Genomic DNA, 15,132 nt, shown 5'->3' on the forward strand with positions numbered 1-15,132 from the left:
CCCCGCCACCGCCCGCGTGTGCGTCCGGCTGAACGCGTCCGTGCCGATCGCGCACGTCGTGCGGGCCGCGCCGGGGCGGCACGTGCCGCCCCGGTGCCGCACGCCCCAGGCCGGTGAACGCGAGCGGCCCGGGTGTCAGGCGCGCATGCCGCGCAGTGCCTCGTCGACCAGGCGTTCGGCCAGGTCGTCCGGCAGGCCCGCGACGGGCCCCCACTTGTTGTGCCAGATCATCGTGCCGGTGAGCATGGCCTGGGCCAGCTCGACGTCCAGGTCGGCGCGCAGTTCCCCGGTCTCGACGCCCCGCACGAGCACCTGCCGCATGGCCTGCCTGCGCGGCTCGATCGCCCGCTGCATGAAGCGCTCCATCAGCCGCGGGTGGCGGTCGGACTCGCTCATGGCGATGTTCATCACGCACCGGGTGCGGGTCTGGCCCGCTTCGCTGCGCATCGCGTCGAGCAGGGTGATCAGGTCGTCGCGTACCGAGACGCCGGCCAGCGGCGGCAGTGGCGCCTTGAGCGTGGCCAGCGCGTCGACCACGAGGTCCTCCTTGTTGGACCAGCGCCGGTAGATCGTCGTCTTGCCCACGCCCGCCCTGGCGGCGATGGCCTCGATGGACAGCTCGGAGACGCCCATCCCCTCGCCGATCAGGTCGAGGGTCGCCTCGAGGATCGCCTTCTCCGCCTTCTCGCTGCGCGGGCGGCCCGCCGGGCGGGCCCCCGCTGATTCCTGGATCGTCATCGCGGCCTCACACTACCGCTGGTTCCTTCGTTTCCTGCTGCTGCACCGGCCGCGGCTTCCCCGGCATCCACCGGAGCACCACGCCCACGCCGATCAGCGCGATCACGGCCGAGACGGCCGCCGTCACGTGCATGCCGTTGACGAACGCCTCGAACGCGGGCGCGACCAGGCTCTTGTCGCCGAGCCGTCCTACGGCCTCCATCGTCCCCATGATGGACTCGCCGGCGGCGTGGCGGTCCTGCTCGGGCACGGCGGCCAGCGCGGGCTCGATCTCACCCCGGTAGCTGGACGACAGCACCGAGCCGAGCACGGCCACGCCGAGCGCGCCGGCCACCTGGCGGACGGTGTTGCTCATCGCCGAGCCGACCCCGGCCTTCTCCCTGGGCAGGGCCTCCATGATGGCGGTCGTCGCGGGCGGCATGATGTTGGCCATCGCCGCGCCCTGGACGAAGAAGATCACCTCGATCAGCACGATGGACGTGTCCTGGTCCATGAACGCGTAGCTGGCCAGTGTCAGGGTGACGACGATCATGCTGACCGTGGACGACAGCTTCGCCCCGAACCGCTGGTTCACCCGCTGGCTGAGCGGCGCGAAGATCAGCTGGGCCGCGGCGAACGGGATCATCAGCGCGCCCGCCTGCACCGGGCTGTAGCCCAGGACGATCTGCAGGTAGAACGTCAGGAAGAACATCCCGCCCATCATCGCGAAGAAGACGATGCCCATCATGCCGATGGCCGAGGTGAAGCGGATGTTGCCGAAGTTGCGCACGTCGAAGACCGGGTGGTCGATGCGCCGCTCCCACCAGACGAACACCGCCAGCACGGCCACGCCGATCAGCGTCGGCACCAGCACCTCGGCACTGGCCACGGTGCCCAGTTCGCCGCCGCGGATGATGCCGTAGACGAGCGCGACCAGACCGATGATCGACAGGATCACGCCGACCGGGTCGAGCCTGGACGGCTTCGGGTCACGCGATTCCGGCACGACGCCCGCGATCAGGAACATGCTGATGATCACGATCGGCACGTTGATCAGGAACACCGAGCCCCACCAGAAGTGCTCGATCAGCACGCCGCCGGTGATCGGCCCGACCGCCACCGCGAGGCCCACGCCACCGGCCCAGATGCCGATGGCCTTGCCGCGCTCCGCGGGCGGGAACACGTTGGAGATGATGGCCAGCGTGGCCGGCATGATCGCCGCGCCGCCGATGCCCATGGCCGCCCTGGCCAGGATGAGCTGCATCGGGTCCTGCGCGTACGCGCTGGCCAGCGAGGACAGTCCGAACAAGGCCATGCCGATGAACAACATGCGCTTGCGCCCGGTGCGGTCACCGATCACGCCGAAGGTGAACAGCAGGCCGGCGAAGACCAGGGTGTAGGAGTTGATCGCCCATTCGAGCTCGCTCTGGGTGGCGCCGAGACCGGCGACCGGGTCGGCGATGGTCTTCATCGCCACGTTCAGGATCGTGTTGTCGAGCACGACCGCGAGCAAGCTGAACACGAGTACGCCGAGGATGCTCCAGCGGCGTGGATGCCCCGTCTCCTGTTTCATGACCGCCCCCTAATTTCGATACGACTGAGTTTCGCAACGTCACCGTATCGCAAGCTATTCCGATACGCAACGGTTGCGTTTCGTATCTGTGGGGGCGCCTCGTCTCCGCGGGTGAGAGGGCACGGCGGCGGCCCGCCGCGCCCTCGGACGGTCAGGCGAACGCGGGCATGATCCGGTCGTGGATCAGCCGGAGCTGGGTGTCCACGTCGGCCACCTCGGGCAGCTCCCGGCCCATGAACTGCTTGACCAGCGTGGCGTCGGTGATCGCGAGGATCATGTGGTTGACGCCGGTCGGCTCGATCTCGCGCTTGATCTTGGCCACGCACTCCTCGGGCGTGCCCGCGATGGACAGCCGCTCCCCCAGCTCGGGCGTGGTCAGCTCGATCGCCCTGGCCAGGTCGCCGGCGCCGAGCGCGTCCACGATCGGCTTCATCGCGTTCGGGTCGACGCCGTTGCGTTCGAGCTGCTCGGCCGGCATGGACGAGGCGTACAAGCCCACCATGCTGCGCGCCGCCTCCTTCGCCACCGCCGAGTCCGGGCCGGTGGCGAAGACCACCCAGGCGCCGATGTCCATGGCCGCCGGGTCCTTGCCCGCCCGCTCCGCGCCCGCCCGGAAGTGCCGGACGAGGTAGTCGTAGGCCTCGCGGGTGTAACTGAGCGCGTGGTGCACGCCGTCGGAGTGCTCGCCGGCCGCCTGGAACGAGCGCGGCCCGCGCATCGCGCCGAGCTTGACCGGCACCCGGTCCTGCACCGGGCGGGCGAAGGTGAACAGGCCGCTGTACTTGAAGAACTCGCCGTCGAAGGTGATGGCGCCGTCGTCCAGCAGGGTGCGGACCACGTGCGCGGCCTCCTTGACGCGCGAGAGCGGCTTGGTGACCGTCCAGTCGATGCCGTACTGGGCCAGCAGGCCGAAGTTGCCGCTGGACAGCACGACCTCGGCGCGTCCGTCGCTGAGCTCGTCGAGGGTGGCCGCCGCCTGCGCGATCAGGGACGGCTCGCGCAGCACCACCGACGACACGCTCGGCCCGAACCTGATGCGCGAGGTCTGCCCGGCCGCGGCGGCGAACAGCAGCCACAGGTCCTTGTGCCAGGTCTCGTCGGCCGCGTAGCAGGCGTGGAAGCCGAGCTCGTCGGCCAGGCGGATGGACGCCAGCGACTCGCGCAGCGGATAGTCGGGCAGCATCACGTAACTGAACTTCATCGTGCGACCTCCTGTGGGATGGCGTCGCCCGAGGGGGCGGCGCCCTTGTCGTACGGCCGGGCCGCCAGCAGGTAGACCAGCCCGGCGGCGACCACCACCAGCCCCGACAGGGCCACCAGGTAGTCGTCGTACCAGGGCGCGTCCGGCGTTCTCGGCCAGGCCATGTTGACGATGGCCAGCACCCCGTAGACCAGCGCGGCCACGTTCACGGCCAGGCCCGCCCGGCCCAGCGTGAACGGCCCGGACGGCCGCCAGCCGCGCAGCCTGGCCCGCAGCGCCGCCAGCACCACCATCTGGAAGCCCAGGTAGATGCCGAGCACCGCGAAGGAAATGATCTTGATGAGGGCGTCCTCCGACACGATCGAGCCGAGCACCACCAGCGCGGGCACGACGGCTGCGACCAGCAGCGCGTTCGGCGGGACGCGCCGGGCCGCGGAGAACCGCCTGAGCACCCGGCTGCCGGCGATCATGTCGTCGCGGGCGTAGGAGTACAGCAGCCGGCTCGCCGCCGCCTGCAGGCTGAGCGCGCACGACAGGAACGACAGCAGCACCACGCCGAGCACGACCTTGAGCCCGGTGGCGCCGAAGGCGGTGGTGAGCACATCCGTGACCGGGTCGGCGACGGTCCCGGAGACGACGGCGGCGAAGTCGGGCACGGCCAGCAGCAGCGCCAGGCAGACGAACGTGGCCGCCGCGCCGCCCACGTAGATGGTCATGCGCATGGCCTTGGGGATGCGCCGCGTCGGGTCGGGCACCTCCTCGGCCACGTCGCCGCACGCCTCGAACCCGTAATACTGAAAAATCCCGATCAGTCCGGCGGCCAGGAACGCCGTGAAGTAGCCGGACCCCGACCCCGCGCCGAACGTGTCGAACAGCACCCCGAGCCCGTGGTGCCGCTCGGTGAGCAGCAGCCAGCCGCCCACGGCCAGCGCGCCGACCAGCTCGGCGGTGAACCCGACGATCGCCGCCACCGCCAGCGCCCTGGTGCCGGCCAGGTTGACGACCAGCGCCACGGCCAGGATGACCAGCGCGCACAGGATCGTGTTGCCGGTGCTCACGGTGATCCCGAGCAGCGCCGACAGGTACGGCCCGGCCCCGTACGCCACGCTGGCGATCGTCACCAGCAGCGCGATCAGGTACACCCAGCCGGTCATCCAGGCCCAGCGCCGCCCCCACAGCCGCCTGGCCCACGGGTAGATGCCGCCGGTCAGCGGGTACTGCGAGACGATCTCGCCGAACACCAGCGCCACCAGGAACTGCCCGGCGCCCACGACGATCAGGCTCCAGATCATCGGCGGGCCGCCGACGGCCAGCGACGAGGAGAACAGCGTGTAGATCCCGACCACCGGCGACAGGTACGTGAAGCCGAGCGAGAAGTTGGCCCACAGGCTCATGTCCCTGCGGAACTCGGAGGTGTAGCCGAGATCGGCCAGCGTCGCGTCGTCCCGGGAGCCTCGCGGGAGGTCATTCGTCGAGGTCATGCAGCAGCTCCTCGCCGGAGATCACGGTGCCGGCGAAGTGCCGGTGCATCCAGGCCAGGTGGTCGGCCCTGGACCTGACCAGGCGCAGGGTGTCCCAGTTGGGGAAGGACTGCTGCGTCACGTGCTCGGTCATGAGGGCGGGCTCGACCTCGTAGACGTGCTCGAACCGGGTGATCGCCACGTCGGTCACGCGCTGGGGCGGCGGAGGCGCCATCTCCTCCTGATAGCGATAGTTCACGATTTCTCCGTGTATGCCTGGTCGAGGAGGTATTTGCCGGGGTTCATGATGTTGTTCGGGTCGATGGCGCGTTTGATGTCGAGCATCACGTCGTACCCGCCGCCCAGCTCGACCGGGACCAGGTCCACCTCGCCCTCGCGGCAGGAGCCGTGGCAGGCGCTGATCGAGCCGCCGTGCGCGAGCGCCACCGCGGCCAGGTCGCGCTTGGCCCGCACCCAGGCCGCCCAGGCGGCGTCGTCGAGCCGCTGCTCCCAGATGCCGATGTCGATCTCGGTGAGGTAGTCGGCGCCGGTCGCGCCGTTGGTGTAGGCGAACATGCCCCAGTCGTCGAACACGTCGCTCCGAGCTCCGTCGCGCCTGAGCCGGTCGGCGATCTCGTGCCAGGCCAGCCGGACCGCGGGCAGGTTCGTGTAGTTGATCGAGGCGTCCTCGCAGTGCCAGCTCATCGGCACGACCTGGCCGGCGCGGGTGCGGCCGTGCAGCGGCGTGGCGTACCTGTCGTGCCTGGCCGCCCAGTCGCCCTCGGAGATCTCGTCGCCCAGGTAACGGGCGCCCAGCGAGCGGGCGATGCGCAGCAGCCGCCGGCCGCCGGCGCGCACCTCGTCCGCGTAGCCGTACAGCGCGGCGCACACCAGCGCCTTCACCGACGACGGCTGCGGGATGTAGGCCTCGTCGTCGCGCCGCAGGTAAGCGACCTTCCACTCGTCGAAGAGCACCGCGCCGGCGAACGTGGCCACGCCCGCCCGCGCCAGCTCGCCCACCGCGCGGTAGGCGGTGTCGTAGTCCTCGAACGCCCAGAACGGCGAGAACTCCGCCTCCGGCTTCGGGAACAGCTTCAGCGTCGCCTCCGTGGCGATGCCGAGCGTGCCCTGGTGCCCCATGAACAGGTGCTTGAGCTGGTACCCGCTGGAACTCTTGGTGATCTTCCTGCCGATGCCGTCGCCGACGTGGATGACCTTGCCGGTGGGCAGCACGTGGTCGAAGCTGAGCACCAGGTCGCGGGTGTGGCCGTAGCGCGAGCCGATCAGCGACCAGCCGCTGGTGCCGATCCTGCCGCCGACCAGCGAGCACGGGTACGACGCCGGGTCGTCGGGGTAGATCAGCCCGTGCTGCCCGAGCACCTCGTTGAGCTTGAGCGCGTTGATGCCGGTGCCGACCGTGCAGGTGCGGTTGGCGAGGTCGATCTCCTTGATCTGGTTGATGCGTTTGACGTCCACCACGATGCCGCCGCGCAGCGGCACCGCGCCGTCGGTCAGCCCGGTGCCGCCGTCGCGCGGCACCACCGGGATGCGCAGGTCGTTGGCCAGCCGGAGCACCTCGGCGACCTCTTGCGTGGAGCCGGGTAACACGACCAGGTCGGGCATGCGCTCGGCCCAGCGGTGCACCGGGAACGGCGCGGGCACGCGCGCCCGGTTCAGCCGGTCGGCCTTGCCCGTCAGCACGTGCTCGGCGCCCAGGATCGCGCGCAGTTCCTCGACCAGGGAATCGCCGATCAGCACGGTCATGGCGCCACTCCCAGCGATTCCGCGAGCAGCTCGTGCAGGTCGACCACGTCGATCGAGCGGGCCTGACCGGCCTCCGACAGCGGCCGCTCGGCCCACGGGCAGGCGCTGACCAGGGTGTCGACGCCCAGCTCGGCCGCCTTGCCGACCCGCTGCTCGCTGATCTTCCTGGTCAGCTCGGGCTTCTCGACGGGCAGCCCGCCGCCGCCGCCCGAGCAGTACGACCACTGCGTCACCCGGTCCACGTCGTGGAAGGTCAGCCCGGGGATCGCGCGCAGGATCTCGCGCGGCTCGCGCCAGACGCCCTTGCGCTTGTTGAGCCGGCACGGGTCGTGGTAGGTCACCGTCCGCTCCACCGGGACGTGCGGGGTCAGCCTGCCCTCCCTGATGAGCTCCGCCAGCAGCTCCACGACCAGCACGATCTCGATGTCGTAGGCGTCGCCGAAGTACTTCGGGTAGTCCTCGGTGAAGGTGATGTAGTCGTGCGGGTCGAGGACGAGCACGCGCCGCGCCCCGGCGGCCCGCCAGTCGTCCAGGTTGTGCCGGGCGAACCTGCGGGCCTGCGCCTCGTAGCCCATCTCGGCCGCCGGGCCGCCGCAGCACCACTGCTCGTTCATCAGCCCGAACCCGTAGCCGGCCAGGTTGAGCATCCGGGCCACCGAGCGCGGCACGGACGTGCGGGAGAATGCCGCCTCGCAATCGACGAACAGGATGCTCTCGCCGCCGATCGGCAGGTCGAGCCCGGCCGCCCAGTCGCGGACCCTGGCCTGCTCGACGGGGGTGCCGTCGAGCACCGGCTCGTGCCCGCGCTCGTCGGTGAGCCGGTTCCAGCGCTGCCAGCCCGGCTGGTGCACGCCCTGCTCGACGGCCAGCCCGCGCACGGCCTTGACCAGGTCGACGGTGCGGGTGCGGAAGCGGTAGAAGTCGCCGGTGAACAACGAGTTGGGGCAGCGCAGCTCGCAGGCGCCGCAGCCGGTGCAGTTGACGTAGTCGGCCGCGACGTCCGCGACCTCCAGCTCGCCCTTCTCCATCGCCACGACGTTGGCGTGGAAGGCGGTGGGACTCCAGGACTCGTTCCGCGTGACCTGCATGACCGGGCAGACTTCGCGGCAGAACTTGTGGCCGGAGGAGAAACAGTTGTAGGCGGCGTCCCGCCACTCCTCGGCGAACCTCTTGTCGGGATCCGTCATCAAGGCCTCCCTGAGTGGGGATGCGCTTAAAACTATGAGTTCATATTTCAAAAGGCAATATGCTGTGATCTGTGAGTCAGCTTCCGAAGGCGGCGGTCTTCGCGCCCGTCGATGACGGTTCGGGCCGGGTGGAGGTCGTGGCGCGCCGCCTCAGCGAGGCGATCGCGCTCGGGCTGATCAGCGACGGCGACCAGCTCCCCGCCGAGCTGGAGCTGGCCGGCGCGCTCAACGTCTCCACCGTGACCCTGCGCGCGGCCCTGGCCGCCCTGCGCGAGCGCGGGCTGGTCGAGACCCGCAGGGGGCGCGGCGGCGGCACGTTCGTGCTGGCCCCGGCCGACCCGTCCACGGCCAGGCTGCGGCGCAGGCTGCGCGAGCTCAGCACCTCCGAGCTGCGCGAGATCGGCGACTACCGGTGCGCGATCGCGGGCACCGCCGCCCGGCTGGCCGCCCTGCGCGCCTCGGCCGACAACGTCGCGCGGCTGCGCCAGGTGCTGGGCCGCCTCGACGCGGCCACGTCCGTGGGCGAGCGCCGCCGCGCCGACGGCCGCTTCCACATCGAGGTCGCCGCCGCCGCCCAGTCCGTACGCCTGACCCGGGCCGAGATCGACATCCAGGCCGAGGTGGGCGAGCTGCTCTGGCTCCCGTACGGGGAGGCCGTCGACCCGCGGGACGTGGTACGCAGTCACGGCCAGGTCATCGACGCCATCGAGGCCCGCGACCCGGCCCGCGCCCGGTCACTCACCGAGGAACACATCGACAAGGGGATAGAGCGTCTGATGGAGTTCCATTGGCGGCTCGTCGCATCCGGGTGAGGAGGCAACGATGAGCGATCGGCACGTCGGCCAGGTGGCGGAGCGGGTTCACACGATCGTCGCGGACATCTTCAGCTCGCTGGATCGCATCCTGGCGAGCGTCGTCGCCTGTTATCGGGCCTCGGGCACGTTCGCCTGCGCCGACCTGGCCCAGGTGCGTCCGGAGATCTTCGCCTGCCTGCGCGGGTCGCCCGGGGTGGTGGCGGGCGCCGGCGTGATCGTCGCGCCCGGCGTGCTGGCCGACCGCCGCAGGTGGCTGGAGTGGTGGCAGGCGCCGCCCGAGCAGGACCCCATCTTCCTGGACGTCGACCTCGACCCCGACAGCCTCGACTTCTACGACTACACCGCCGCCGAGTGGTTCGCGGTGCCGGAACGCAGCCGGCGCCGCCACATCGTCGGACCGTACGTCGACTACGGCGGCACCGACACGTACATGCTGACGTTCACCGCCCCCGCCGAGGTCGACGGCCGTTTCCTCGGCGTGGTGGGCGCCGACGTGCGGGCGGCCAGGTTCGAGGCGCTGCTGCTCGGCGTGCTGGCCGCGAGCCCGACGCAGATCACGCTGGTGAACGCGGAAGGCCGGGTGGTGGCCGCCAACTCGCCGCGCCTGCCCGCCGGCGCCCTGCTCCTCGACGCCGGAGCGGACCTGCGGCCGCTCGACGGGGTGCCGTGGAGCATCGTCACCCGCGCCGGCGACCGCGCGACCAGCCGCGGGTAGCCCCCGGCGTTCAGCTCTCGACGGCGACCGGCGCGCGCTCCTCGACGATCGCGGGCCCCGGGTCCGCCGAGACCGGACGGCGCCGCCAGAACGGCAGCGCGACCACGACCATGGCCACGCCCACCAGCCCGGCCACCGCGAACGCCCATGCCGGCCCGGCGCTGTCGATGACGGCGCCGGCGATGGGCGCCGAGGCCGCGCCGCCGATCAGCAGCGCCGTGCCGTGGTAGCCCATCGCCTCGCCCCTGGCGGCGGCGGGCACCCAGCGGCTGAGCACGTCGACGGTGCCCGACAGCGCGGGCGCGCACAGCACGCCGGCCGGCAGCAGCGCCAGCAGCAGCCACCACCAGCCGCCGCCGACCAGGCCCACGGGCACGGTCAGCAGGCCCATCCCGGCGATGAGCACCAGCGGCGAGAGTCCGCGCGACAGGCCGCCGTACACGAAGCCGCCGGCCAGCGAGTAGAGGCACCAGATGGCCACGGCGAGCCCGATCCAGGCGTTCTGCCCGGCCTTGTTCATGGTGGCGACCAGCGCCAGCTCGGTGGCCGTGAGCACGAACGTGGCCGCCGCGGCGGTGCCGAGCAGCGCGATGAGGCCGGGCGTGAGCCACTGCCGGCGCGGCACCCGCACCTCGGGCTCCGTCAGCTCCTGGGCCGAGCGGATGGGCGGGTTGAGCACGATCAGCGCCAGGCCCGCGCCGGTCATGCCGGCGCCGATGATCCCCATCGTCACGCCGGGAGGCAGCGTGGTCATGCCGGCCACCGCGAGCGCGGGCCCGGCCATGTACGACAGCTCGACCAGCATCGAGTCGAGCGTGAACCCGGTGCGCCGCTGCTCGATCGGCACCATCGCGGCCAGGCACTGCCTGATCACGCTGAACACCGGCAGCGCCAGCAGCCCGGCCGCCACGGCGGCCACCACCAGCACCGGGTACGGCAGCAGCCAGGCGGTGCTCCAGAACGCCGCCTGGGCGAGCGTGGTGGCGACCAGCACGGGACGCAGGCCGTATTTGTCGACGAACCTTCCCGACATCGGCGAGCCGATCGCCATGCCGACGGTGCTGGCCATGGTGACCAGCCCGGCCAGGGCGTAGTCGTCCGGTTTGAGCACGGTGACCACGTAGAGGGTGAGCGCCATGCCCGTGGCCGTGGACGGGATGCGCGCCACCAGCCCCACCAGGAGCAGGGTGCGCACGCCTGGAAGCCGGAAGAGCTGCCGGTAAGGTTTGATCGCCATTTTTGTTGCTTACCTCCTCGCCTATTGTGGCAAGGAGAACCGACACTTTCGCCACGGGTTTTCCGCGCGTGACATCATCGGAAGAGTCCGGGGACGCCACTGGGGCGCCTCGAGACTGTTCTGGAGGGATACCCCATGTCCTCTTCGACATCTTCCACGGCTCCGTCCGCGCTGTACGGCGGAGTCTCAGGACGCAGAGTCACGGTCCGCGACCTGGCCGCGGCCAAGGAACGCGGAGAGCGGTGGCCCATGGTCACCGCCTACGACGCGATGACGGCCCGCGTGTTCGACCAGGCGGGCATCCCGGTGATGCTGGTCGGCGACTCGGCGGCGATGGTCGTCTACGGCTACGAGTCCACGCTCCCGGTCACGGTCGACGACCTGCTGCCGCTGACCGCGGCCGTGGTGCGCGGCTCGTCGCGGGCGCTGGTGGTGGCCGACCTGCCGTTCGGGTCGTACCAGGGCTCGCCGCAGCAGGCGCTGGAGTCGGCGGCGCGCTTCATGAAGGAGGCCGGCGCGCACGCGGTCAAGCTGGAGGGCGGCCGCCGGGTGCTGCCGCAGGTCGAGACGCTGGTCTCGGCCGGCATCCCGGTGATGGCGCACCTGGGGCTCACCCCGCAGTCGGTGAATGTCCTGGGTGGCTACCGGGTGCAGGGCCGCGGCCAGTCGGGCGACGAGCTGATGTCCGACGCCAAGGACCTGGAGCGGGCCGGGGCGTTCTCGGTGGTGCTGGAGTGCGTGCCCGCCGACCTGGCGCAGCGGGTGACGACGTCGCTGGCGATCCCGACGATCGGCATCGGCGCCGGCCCGTCGACCGACGCCCAGGTGCTGGTGTGGCAGGACCTCATGGGCCTGACCCCGCGCCCGGCCAAGTTCGTCAAGCAGTACGCGGACCTGGCCGGCGAGATGGACCGGGCGGTGCGCGAGTTCGCCGCGGACGTCACCTCCGGCGCCTTCCCCGCGCCCGAGCACTCCTACAGCTAGCCGCCCGATCGAAGGTGCGTCCCCGGCCGGGGACGCACCGGTCAGGCCAGCGTCGTGACGTCGGTGTTGGAGCCGCACACCACCACCGCGACCCGCTCCCCCGCCGCCGGCCGGTAGGCGCCGGAGAGCAACGCCGCGTACGCCGTCGCCCCCGAGTGCTCGGCGGCTATGCGGTGCCGTTCCCACAGGGTGCGGCGGGCCGCCACGATCGCCTCGTCGGTCACGAGCACGCTCCGCACGCGCGGCCCCGACAGGATCCCGTGGGCGAGGCCGCCGAGCAGGCTCGCCCCGAGCGCGTCGGCGGCGACCCCGCTGACCGGCACCGGCACCGGGCCGCCCGCGGCGAGCGCCCGGTTCAGCGTGGGGATGTCCACCGGCTCGACCGCCACGATCCGCGGCCCACCCCCATCGCCTGGCGCGGTGGAGGTTCCGACGGTGATGCCCGCGGCGAAGCCGCCGCCGCCCACCGCCACCAGGACGGTGTCGACCCCGCCCGTCTGCTCCACCAGCTCCGTCCCGGTGGTGCCCTGCCCGGCCACCACCTCGGGCTGGTCGTAGGCGTGCACGTCGAGCGCGCCGGTCTCGGCCCGGCGCTTGGCCGCCGCCTCCGCGGCCTCGGCGTAGATCGCCCCGGTCTGGGTGATGTCCGCGCCCAGGGCCCGGAGCCCGGCCACCTTGACCGGGCTCGTCACCTCGGGCACGAAGATCTCCGCCCGCACCCCGAGCGCCCGCGCCGCGTACGCCACCGCGAGCCCGTGGTTGCCGCCGCTGGCCGCGATCACCCCGGCGGCGGGCAGCTCGCCGGCCGACAGGATCCGGTTGAACGCCCCGCGCACCTTGAACGACCCGGAGTGCTGCAGCAGCTCCAGCTTGAGGATCAGCCCCGGCGAGACCTCCAGCACGGGCGTGCGCAGCACGTGGCCGGAGATTCGCGCGGCCGCCCTGGCGACGTCGTCGTACGTGACCGTCACAGCTCTCCCTCGATCGTCCGTTTCAGCGCGGCTATCCGGTCCTCGTCACGCCGGTAGAACACCCATTGCTTGATCTTCCTGCCCCGGATGAGACCGGCGCGTTCGAGGATCTTGAGGTGTTCCGTGGCGCTCGGCTGGGTCATCCCGAGCTTGTTCGCGATGAACAGCGAGCACACGCCGTCGTCGACCAGGTCGCCGTCGGTCTGCGGCGGGAAGTGGGCGACCGGGTCCTTCAGCCAGCCCAGGATCCGCAGGCGGGGTTCGCTGGCCAGGGCGCGCAACTCGGATAGCACTTAGGCATTTTCCTAAATACCTAAGTGCTATGTCAAAGCCTGCGCGAGGTCGGCCCACAGGTCCTCGGGGTGCTCGATGCCGACCGCGATGCGCACGGTCCCCTCGCCGATGCCCGACCTGGCCAGTTCCTCGGCGTTGAGCGCGCGGTGCGAGGTGGTCGCCGGGTGCAGGACGAGAGTCTCCACGCCGCCCAGCGAGGGGGCCAGCAGGGCCAGGCGTACCGAGCGCATGAACCGCTCCCCCGCCGCGCGCCCGCCGGCCAGGTCGAAGGAGAACACGCCGCCGAAGCCGGTCAGCAGCTTGCCCGCCAGCTCGTACGAGGGATGCGAGGCCAGCCCCGGCCAGTGCACCGCCGTGACCGCCTCGTGCTCGGCCAGCCGGGTGGCCAGCAGCGCGGCGTTGGCGCAGTGCCGTTCCATGCGCAGCGCCAGCGTCTGCAGCCCGCGCAGCGTCAGCCACGACGCGAACGGGTCGGCCGAGGCCCCCAGCTCGATCGCGAAGTGCCACACCCGCTCGTAGAGCCCCTGGTCGGCGAAGACGGCCAGGCCGCCGACCACGTCGGTGTGCCCGCCGAGGTACTTGGTCGTGGAGTGCAGCACGACGTCCGCGCCGTGCTCGACCGGACGGCAGAGCATCGGCGTGGCGAACGTGTTGTCGACCACCGAGACGATGCCCAGGTCACGGGCGGCGGCGAACATCCCGGGCAGGTCGGCGACCAGCGTCATCGGGTTGCTGATCGTCTCCAGGTAGACGAGCCTGGTCTCGGGTCGGGCGGCCAGGCGCAGCGCCTCGGGGTCGTTCTCCGGCACGTACGTGACCGTGATGCCGAACCTCGACACCAGCTCGTTGATCATCGCCGCGGTGCCGCCGTACAGCGACCGCTGGGCGATCAGGTGGTCGCCGGGCTTGAGCAGGGCGAGCAGCACGGTGTTGATCGCGCCCATGCCCGAGCCCGTGGCGATGGCGGCCGCGCCGCCTTCGAGGCCAGAGACGGCCTGCTCCAGCGAGCGGACGGTCGGGTTGGTGTAGCGCCCGTACACGAACGCGCCGTCGGGACGGCTCATCGCGTCGGCCATCACCGCCGGGTCGTCGAAGGTGAAACCCGAGGTCTGGTAGATGGGCACGGCGATCGGACGGCTGCCTTCGATGGGCGGCTGCGGCAGGTGGACGGCCCGGGTCTCCAGGCTGGCCGCTCGGCTGAATTCGCTCATACAGCCAGCATCTCGCCGGAAAAGTCGCGGCGTCAGAGCCAATGACACAGAATTGGTCCATGAATAGGGCCAATATCGACGACCTGGTGGACCTGCTCGGCCGCTGGGCGTCGGGGCGCGGGCCGCTGTACCTGCTGCTCACGGCCAGGCTGCGGGCGCTGATCGACGACGGCGTGCTCGCGCCCGGCGACCTGATGCCGCCCGACCGCACGCTGGCCAGGCGGCTGGCCGTGGGCCGGGGCACCGTCGTGGCCGCCTACGACCTGCTCCAGCAGGAGGGCCGGGTGCTGCGCCGCCAGGGCAGCGGCACCCGGGTCGCGCCGCTCGACCTGCCGGCCACCCGCGCCGCCGACGGCGTGCCCGCCAACCCGCTGCTGCTGCACATCCTGCACCCGCCGGACGGCGTGCAGCTGCTGACCTGCGCCGCGCCGGACGAGCCGCCGCAGGCCATGTTCGAGGCGTATCAGGAGGCGGGCGAGCGGCTGGCCGGCACGCGCGACCTGGGCTACCAGCCGGCCGGGAACCAGGTCCTGCGCGAGGCCCTGGCCGCGTACTACACCGCGCGCGGCGTGCCCACGTCCACGGCGGAGATCATGGTGACGACCGGCGCGCAGCAGGCGCTCACGCTGCTGTGCGCGCTGCTGGTCTCGCCCGGCGACACGGTGCTGACCGAGTCGCCGACCTACCCGGGCGCGCTGGAGGCGTTCCGGCACAGCGCCGCGGTGATCAAGCCGTGGGGCCGGCCTGGGCTGCGGGACGCCCTGCGCGAACGCCCCGCGCTGCTCTACTGCGTGCCCACCGGGCGCAACCCGAGCGGCACGATCATGCCGGACGCCGAGCGCAGACGCCTGGCCACACTCGCCGCGGAACACGACGTGCCGCTGATCGACGACGAGGTCAACGCCGAGCTGACCTTCTCCGGGCACACCCCGCCGCCGCTGGCCGCCTTCAGCCGGGGCGAGCAGATCATCACGATCGGGTCGCTGAGCAAGCTGGTGTGGGG

15 protein-coding genes are annotated in these 15,132 nt (G+C 71.6%); 4 read left to right on the forward strand and 11 right to left on the reverse strand.

From position 1 onward, the window contains the following. Nucleotides 1–135 precede the first annotated feature (135 nt). The 7 genes from HII36_RS46360 to HII36_RS46390 form a co-directional block, all read right to left on the reverse strand. Complete coding sequence (locus HII36_RS46360) at nucleotides 136–738, reverse strand: TetR/AcrR family transcriptional regulator (protein WP_173529752.1); 603 nt, start codon at nucleotides 736–738, stop codon at nucleotides 136–138. A 7-nt stretch (nucleotides 739–745) separates the two neighbouring features. Then, nucleotides 746–2,290, reverse strand: a complete 1,545-nt coding sequence (locus tag HII36_RS46365) for an MFS transporter (protein WP_173529753.1) — start codon at nucleotides 2,288–2,290, stop codon at nucleotides 746–748. Between the two features lie 151 nt (nucleotides 2,291–2,441). Continuing rightward, on the reverse strand, nucleotides 2,442–3,491 hold the full coding sequence (locus HII36_RS46370; RefSeq protein ID WP_173529754.1) for an LLM class flavin-dependent oxidoreductase: 1,050 nt from the start codon (nucleotides 3,489–3,491) through the stop codon (nucleotides 2,442–2,444). Further along, entirely contained in the window at nucleotides 3,488–4,972 is a 1,485-nt protein-coding gene (locus tag HII36_RS46375) for an APC family permease (RefSeq protein ID WP_173529755.1), read from the reverse strand. Before HII36_RS46375 ends, HII36_RS46370 begins: the two co-directional genes overlap by 4 nt. After that, nucleotides 4,956–5,210, reverse strand: coding sequence for a hypothetical protein (locus HII36_RS46380; RefSeq protein WP_328808201.1), 255 nt, complete (start codon nucleotides 5,208–5,210; stop codon nucleotides 4,956–4,958). The genes HII36_RS46375 and HII36_RS46380 overlap by 17 nt, the downstream gene beginning before the upstream one ends. Then, nucleotides 5,207–6,715, reverse strand: coding sequence for an FAD-binding oxidoreductase (locus HII36_RS46385; RefSeq protein ID WP_173529756.1), 1,509 nt, complete (start codon nucleotides 6,713–6,715; stop codon nucleotides 5,207–5,209). Before HII36_RS46385 ends, HII36_RS46380 begins: the two co-directional genes overlap by 4 nt. Next, entirely contained in the window at nucleotides 6,712–7,902 is a 1,191-nt protein-coding gene (locus HII36_RS46390; protein WP_173529757.1) for a (Fe-S)-binding protein, read from the reverse strand. The genes HII36_RS46385 and HII36_RS46390 overlap by 4 nt, the downstream gene beginning before the upstream one ends. A gap of 71 nt (nucleotides 7,903–7,973) precedes the next feature. Here HII36_RS46390 and HII36_RS58985 point away from each other — a divergent pair, with 71 nt between their 5' ends. Both HII36_RS58985 and HII36_RS46400 read left to right on the forward strand, forming a co-directional pair. Then, a complete protein-coding gene (locus HII36_RS58985) occupies nucleotides 7,974–8,714 on the forward strand; it encodes a FadR/GntR family transcriptional regulator (RefSeq protein WP_173529758.1) in 741 nt (246 codons plus the stop codon). A 10-nt stretch (nucleotides 8,715–8,724) separates the two neighbouring features. Beyond that, nucleotides 8,725–9,432 (forward strand): cache domain-containing protein, encoded by a 708-nt coding sequence (locus tag HII36_RS46400; RefSeq protein ID WP_173529759.1) that lies wholly within the window; start codon nucleotides 8,725–8,727, stop codon nucleotides 9,430–9,432. A 10-nt stretch (nucleotides 9,433–9,442) separates the two neighbouring features. Here the strand turns inward: HII36_RS46400 and HII36_RS46405 are convergent, their stop codons facing one another. After that, entirely contained in the window at nucleotides 9,443–10,669 is a 1,227-nt protein-coding gene (locus HII36_RS46405) for an MFS transporter (RefSeq protein WP_173529760.1), read from the reverse strand. 135 nt (nucleotides 10,670–10,804) lie between these two features. Here HII36_RS46405 and panB point away from each other — a divergent pair, with 135 nt between their 5' ends. After that, nucleotides 10,805–11,653: a 3-methyl-2-oxobutanoate hydroxymethyltransferase gene (panB, locus tag HII36_RS46410; protein WP_173529761.1), complete on the forward strand. Its 849-nt coding sequence runs from the start codon at nucleotides 10,805–10,807 to the stop codon at nucleotides 11,651–11,653. Nucleotides 11,654–11,694: 41 nt separating this feature from the next. Here panB and HII36_RS46415 read toward each other — a convergent pair whose 3' ends face one another. The 3 genes from HII36_RS46415 to HII36_RS46425 are packed head-to-tail and all read right to left on the reverse strand — an operon-like array spanning nucleotide 11,695 to nucleotide 14,129. After that, nucleotides 11,695–12,624: a threonine/serine dehydratase gene (locus tag HII36_RS46415; protein ID WP_173529762.1), complete on the reverse strand. Its 930-nt coding sequence runs from the start codon at nucleotides 12,622–12,624 to the stop codon at nucleotides 11,695–11,697. After that, entirely contained in the window at nucleotides 12,621–12,917 is a 297-nt protein-coding gene (locus HII36_RS46420) for an ArsR/SmtB family transcription factor (RefSeq protein ID WP_328808202.1), read from the reverse strand. Before HII36_RS46420 ends, HII36_RS46415 begins: the two co-directional genes overlap by 4 nt. Before the next feature lie 27 nt (nucleotides 12,918–12,944). After that, nucleotides 12,945–14,129: a trans-sulfuration enzyme family protein gene (locus tag HII36_RS46425; RefSeq protein ID WP_173529763.1), complete on the reverse strand. Its 1,185-nt coding sequence runs from the start codon at nucleotides 14,127–14,129 to the stop codon at nucleotides 12,945–12,947. 59 nt (nucleotides 14,130–14,188) lie between these two features. On the opposite strand from HII36_RS46425, the gene HII36_RS46430 reads away from it, so the two are divergent. Continuing rightward, the coding region (locus HII36_RS46430) for an aminotransferase-like domain-containing protein (RefSeq protein WP_173529764.1) at nucleotides 14,189–15,132 on the forward strand (944 nt) is incomplete at its 3' end.

It is taken from the genome of Nonomuraea antri (assembly GCF_013283785.1).
Classification (GTDB): Bacteria; Actinomycetota; Actinomycetes; order Streptosporangiales; family Streptosporangiaceae; genus Nonomuraea; species Nonomuraea antri.

Coding starts and splice junctions, on each gene's coding strand:
- HII36_RS46360 (WP_173529752.1), bottom strand. CDS start 738: ATGACGATCCAGGAATCAGCGGGGGCCCGCCCGGCGGGCCGCCCGCGC.
- HII36_RS46365 (WP_173529753.1), bottom strand. CDS start 2,290: ATGAAACAGGAGACGGGGCATCCACGCCGCTGGAGCATCCTCGGCGTA.
- HII36_RS46370 (WP_173529754.1), bottom strand. CDS start 3,491: ATGAAGTTCAGTTACGTGATGCTGCCCGACTATCCGCTGCGCGAGTCG.
- HII36_RS46375 (WP_173529755.1), bottom strand. CDS start 4,972: ATGACCTCGACGAATGACCTCCCGCGAGGCTCCCGGGACGACGCGACG.
- HII36_RS46385 (WP_173529756.1), bottom strand. CDS start 6,715: ATGACCGTGCTGATCGGCGATTCCCTGGTCGAGGAACTGCGCGCGATC.
- HII36_RS46390 (WP_173529757.1), bottom strand. CDS start 7,902: ATGACGGATCCCGACAAGAGGTTCGCCGAGGAGTGGCGGGACGCCGCC.
- HII36_RS46400 (WP_173529759.1), top strand. CDS start 8,725: ATGAGCGATCGGCACGTCGGCCAGGTGGCGGAGCGGGTTCACACGATC.
- HII36_RS46405 (WP_173529760.1), bottom strand. CDS start 10,669: ATGGCGATCAAACCTTACCGGCAGCTCTTCCGGCTTCCAGGCGTGCGC.
- panB (WP_173529761.1), top strand. CDS start 10,805: ATGTCCTCTTCGACATCTTCCACGGCTCCGTCCGCGCTGTACGGCGGA.
- HII36_RS46425 (WP_173529763.1), bottom strand. CDS start 14,129: ATGAGCGAATTCAGCCGAGCGGCCAGCCTGGAGACCCGGGCCGTCCAC.